We start from the raw sequence: 4,883 nt of genomic DNA, 5'->3' as shown, positions 1-4,883 counted from the left end.
ACGTAAGTCCTTGATTTTCATGTAGCGAGACCGGGATTTGAACCCGGGACCTCAGGGTTATGAAGATTTTTTGAGAAAATGAAGGCGTTGATTTGTAGTTAGTTATGTTTTCGCAAAACCGAAAACGACCAATTTGGACCGAATTCAGGGGGTGTTTTCCTCACGCAGGGGTTATTTAAATTATCATTATGTTATATGCGTGTTTTAATCAAGATAAAATTTTTTAGTCCCTAAATGATACTTATTTTTAAATTTAAATTAAAAAAATAAAATGAAAGATTTGCATTACCCCATAGGAAATTTTGAACTAAGGCCATTCGACGAAGCAACTAAAAATGAATGGTTGAATGATTTTAGAAATTTACCAACAGATCTAGAAAATGTTGTTAAAAATTTGAATCAAAGTCAATTAGATACTCCTTACAGAGAAGGTGGATGGACAATACAACAAGTGGTACATCATTTAGCCGATAGTCACATGAATTGTTATATATACTTTAAATTAACACTAACGGAGGAATTACCTATCATTAAAGATTATAACCAAAATGACTGGTCTAATACAACTGATGTTTTACATACGCCAATAACTTTTTCAATAAATCTCCTTTATGCATTACACCAAAGATGGGCCGATTTACTTAGCAGCTTTACTACCTTTGAATGGCAAAAAAAGTTTTTCCATCCAACACATAAAGTAGAAATTAGTTTATGGGACATGTTCACTGTTTATGTGTGGCATGGTAAACATCATATTGCACATATCAAAAATTTAATTGAAACCAAAGGGTGGTAATTAATTATTAAAATAAAAAATAAATAAAATGAAAAAACTATTATTATGTTTTCTTGTATCAGCATCATTAACTGCTTGTACAAACCAAGAAACAAAACCAGCATTTGATTTAGCCAACGCAAAAAATGAAATTGAAGCAGCTAATGCTGCGATCAGTGAAATTATTGCTAAGGGTGATTCAGTCGGTATGGCATCAGCTTTTAGTTCGGATGGTGCTCTTATGTTAAATAATATGCCTTCCATGCAAGGGAAAGATAAATTAACAACGGTTTGGGGTAGTTCAATCCGAGCAGGCGTGAGTAAAATAGAACTTTCTACCACAGAAGTTTGGGGCGATGAAAACTACATTACAGAAGAAGGCTTATATGTAATTAAAACAAAAGATGATGTGCAAATTGATAAGGGAAAATATATAGTTCTTTGGAAAAAAGAAGATGGGAAATGGAAACTTCATAGAGATATATCCAACTCTGATCTTCCATTAGCGACGAAATAATAAAAATCTTGCATTTTAAAGGGTTTATGAATTTGACTTCATAAACCCTTTAATTTAGTGTAGGTTCTGGCCAGGTAATGTGTTTTTAGAGGGAAAACCAGGGTGAATGGAGGTGAAGGGGTGGAATTATCGGAACCTGATTAATGAACTTAAAAAAAATTCATTTCATTTCTTGGCTCAGACCTAATTTTACGTACAAACTTGTATTAATATTTTTTATCTAATACCAGGCATAAAAATGTTTACTTGCCAATATGATATAAATTTGATCTATGAAATTATTTATAACACTCTCAATGCTTCTTTTGATTCAATCACAATTGATTTTTGATTTTAATCACAATTCCAATATTACTGACTGGAATATTGTTGATGATGTTGTTATGGGTGGTAGATCAAATGGGAAATTCAAAATTGACAATGATGGTAATGGTGTGTTCTCGGGCGATGTGTCACTAGAAAATAATGGCGGGTTTTCTTCTGTACGATACCAATTTGAAAAAATCAATACAACAAAAGATAGCAAGGTAATTATAAGACTAAAAGGTGACGGTAAAGAATATCAATTCAGAATCAAAAATAACCGCAACACTTACTACTCATATATAACAAGTTTTAAAACATCTGGTAATTGGGAAACTATTGTTTTCAATTTAAAAGATTTATACCCATCATTCAGAGGGCAAACCATGAATATTCCAAACTTTACCGGAAATTCTATTGAAGAAATTGTGTTTTTAATCGGAAATAAAAAAAATGAATCTTTTACTTTAGTTTTGGATAAAATAGATATTGAATGATTAAATCGATTAGTTATAATCTAGTTTCTGTCTTAAGGTTTGCTAAGGAATTATCAAGAAAAGAAGACGTAAAATCATTTTTAAAAAAATATATTACAAATCATTAACAGCGGCTTCTTCTGTTTCATGAACAGTTGAATATTTTGTCCACACCCTTTATGCTGACGTTAGACACTTGCCAACTACTTGAAATACAATGCAAATGAGGGATCAATTTAATGTGGCGAAGATGGGTCATTGAAACTTGGCGGTCCTAGGTCAAATTGCCGTGGCGCAAAGGAGTCATAATGTGTATATTTTCCACATATAGGGACTAATTAAAGGTTTAAAAATACTATTATTATCAAAAAAAATTGTATTTTAATATCTCATTAAAAATAAAATTTATGAAAAAATATCTAACAGTACTTTTATTTATTGCAAATTTTTCAGCAGTAAGTGCAATGGATAAGGGAAAATGGACAGGATTTATAAGCGATGATAAATGTGCAAAGAAAGTTTACAGTAAAGACCATGCCGAATGCGCTAAAAGTTGCGTTAAGGGTGGAGCAAAACCAGTATTTGTTGTTAATGAGAAAAGCTATACAATTAGTGACCCTAAGAAAGTTGAAAATTTTATAGGAAATGAAGTAACTATTACTGGTGAGATAGATAAATCCGGTGTCCTAGTTATTGAAACAATTGAAATGAAATAAAAATAGTAAGTACCTATTTTTATTTACAGTCCACCTTTATATTTTATCTTTATTAAGCTGCCTTATATAATTTATAGAAAAACTTCAATAGTTTTTCTATAAATTATATTACATCTTACCCTAACTAATGTCTGAAGACGATCTATTATATAGTAGTTTAAAATAAAAGATGGCTTTGTGTCCGTCGTCAAACAATGTAGACTTTCGGTCGTAGAGAGTTTCTTTGTTTAAATATTTTAACTAGGTTGCAGCATCAGTATTTTAAAAAAGACTAATATTTAAATAAATTAATCCCTAAGGCAACGAACTGAAAACCCACTACTCTTACCGCCGTAGCTGCTTATTAAGTTCTTACTTGCGTAGTATAGGTTGCGGCTCCAGGCGCCGTCTGAACCGTTCTCTGCATTGGTCCACCAGTACCCGCCGTTGCCTATATCGCCGAACCCACCGCATGAATTTTTGCCACACCGAAACCCGCCTGGAAGACCTGCAAAGCGACTCTCGTTGGTAGCTCCTGTATTAGGACTATTCCATCTGCTAGTTCCAGTGGTCTTCATCTTACCTCCAGCTACAAATTCGCCTCCCAATGAGATGCTGAAACATGTCCATTCCGCAACAGTAGGTATATGCCAGCCTTGTGGTGCTAATCCCCTTGGATCATTCACTGCATACCAATTATATAGTTTTCCATAAATAGTATCGTTAGCTGGATCATTATTATAATGACACCATGCACCAGTGGTTAATGATGCCCATGCGGTTTGATCAGTTACCTGTGGTATGGCATCTCCATTGCGATAAGTTACAACCACTAAGTTTTTATCCATAAACGTTTGCGTCCCAGTAGTAATTAGAGTGCATGTTTCTTTTTCTTTATTACAAGGCGAACCACCGAAACCAACCATTAATAAAACTAAAGCTAGTACTGTTTTCATTTTGTTTTTAATTTATTCAGATGTATGAGGTCAAATAAAGTAGACGGTTTAATTATTAATTATGGAAACGCTCTATTAATTTATACCTTTTTTAGTCCACTTTATGCTGACGTTAAACAGGTACCATGTCGAATATATTTTACGGAGATTACATAAATCCAGTAGATGCTGTTAATCCAATTCCCAATATTAATAATACACTTCCAACTATACGAGCACCTACTCTAAAATTTTTCCAAATTTTTTGGTTCTTAATTTTTTTTGCTTCTTGTCGATAACTATTTGCGTACTTTTCATTTTGCATTAAAGAAATACCTGGGTAATTCAGATTTTCATCTTTAGGTATTTTTGAAGTAGCAGCAATCGAAAAAATTAAAGATGGAACAACAGGAATATACGCAAAATTTGAAATAAATGCTATTGTTCCTGCAGTCTTATAGCCATTATAATATCTTTGCGCGTCGAGTTTCCCTTGAATATATGGATCGTATCCTGAAAAATTATTTTCTTCTATTTTTTTAATACTACTAAAATCATCTTTTGTTCCATTCTCGTACTTGATTATTAATAAATCTGATTTCAGCATTGAAAAGACTGGCCCATTTAAATTGTCTAATTTTTTATACTTTACTTCAGAGGTACCCACTTCAATTACTTTGACTAGAATGGTTTCACCAGATCTCATTGATAAAGTGTCTTGTGCTTCAATGATATTTGATGAACAAACAAAGAGAATAAATAGTAATATATATTTCATAAATGATGATTTAGAAATAGGGTATAGCCTATCCCAATGATTAAATAAGTTGTAAGGAATAATAGTGATTACAAGAATTGTAAATAGAGTTATTGCGTTAGAATTGCAATAGAGTGGGTGATTTACTTTAAAAAGGTAAGTAATATTTTTTAATATCTAATGTATTAAACAATAATACCTCTGCGTGAGGAAAACACCCCCTCAAATCGGTTAAATTCGGTTGATTTCGATTTTGTCTAAATGTAACTAACTACAAATCAACGCCCGGCCAGGTTCCGGGCCAGATATTGACTTTTTTGAGGAAAAACAGGGGGTGAATGGAGGTGAATGGGTGGAATAGTAAACACTGAAAATTTGAAGTAAATTTGAAAACAAAAATTGAAGCATTAACTTTCTAAGTTTAC

At 32.5% G+C, this 4,883-nt stretch carries 6 protein-coding genes; 4 read left to right on the top strand and 2 right to left on the bottom strand.

Annotation, left to right across the window (positions count from 1 at the left end; all coding sequences use genetic code 11):
• Positions 1-271 precede the first annotated feature (271 nt).
• The 4 genes from ACKVOD_RS01765 (at position 272) to ACKVOD_RS01750 (ending at position 2,787) form a co-directional block, all read left to right on the top strand.
• Positions 272-796: a YfiT family bacillithiol transferase gene (locus ACKVOD_RS01765; RefSeq protein ID WP_409207766.1), complete on the top strand. Its 525-nt coding sequence runs from the start codon at positions 272-274 to the stop codon at positions 794-796.
• Positions 797-824: 28 nt separating this feature from the next.
• The gene (locus ACKVOD_RS01760) at positions 825-1,292 is read left to right on the top strand and encodes a YybH family protein (protein WP_409207765.1); all 468 of its coding nucleotides are present in this window, start codon (positions 825-827) and stop codon (positions 1,290-1,292) included.
• A 272-nt stretch (positions 1,293-1,564) separates the two neighbouring features.
• A complete protein-coding gene (locus ACKVOD_RS01755) occupies positions 1,565-2,092 on the top strand; it encodes a CIA30 family protein (RefSeq protein ID WP_409207764.1) in 528 nt (175 codons plus the stop codon).
• A 386-nt stretch (positions 2,093-2,478) separates the two neighbouring features.
• The gene (locus tag ACKVOD_RS01750) at positions 2,479-2,787 is read left to right on the top strand and encodes a hypothetical protein (protein ID WP_409207763.1); all 309 of its coding nucleotides are present in this window, start codon (positions 2,479-2,481) and stop codon (positions 2,785-2,787) included.
• A gap of 287 nt (positions 2,788-3,074) precedes the next feature.
• Here the strand turns inward: ACKVOD_RS01750 and ACKVOD_RS01745 are convergent, their stop codons facing one another.
• Both ACKVOD_RS01745 and ACKVOD_RS01740 read right to left on the bottom strand, forming a co-directional pair.
• Positions 3,075-3,722, bottom strand: coding sequence for a fibrobacter succinogenes major paralogous domain-containing protein (locus ACKVOD_RS01745; RefSeq protein WP_409207762.1), 648 nt, complete (start codon positions 3,720-3,722; stop codon positions 3,075-3,077).
• A 148-nt stretch (positions 3,723-3,870) separates the two neighbouring features.
• A complete protein-coding gene (locus ACKVOD_RS01740) occupies positions 3,871-4,479 on the bottom strand; it encodes a hypothetical protein (protein WP_409207761.1) in 609 nt (202 codons plus the stop codon).
• Positions 4,480-4,883: the final 404 nt, after the last annotated feature.

Source organism: Flavobacterium sp., from assembly GCF_046155325.1.
Taxonomy (GTDB): Bacteria; Bacteroidota; Bacteroidia; order Flavobacteriales; family Flavobacteriaceae; genus Flavobacterium.
The sequence above is the reverse complement of the archived record's forward strand: the minus strand, read 5'-3'. Positions and strand labels throughout refer to the sequence as shown.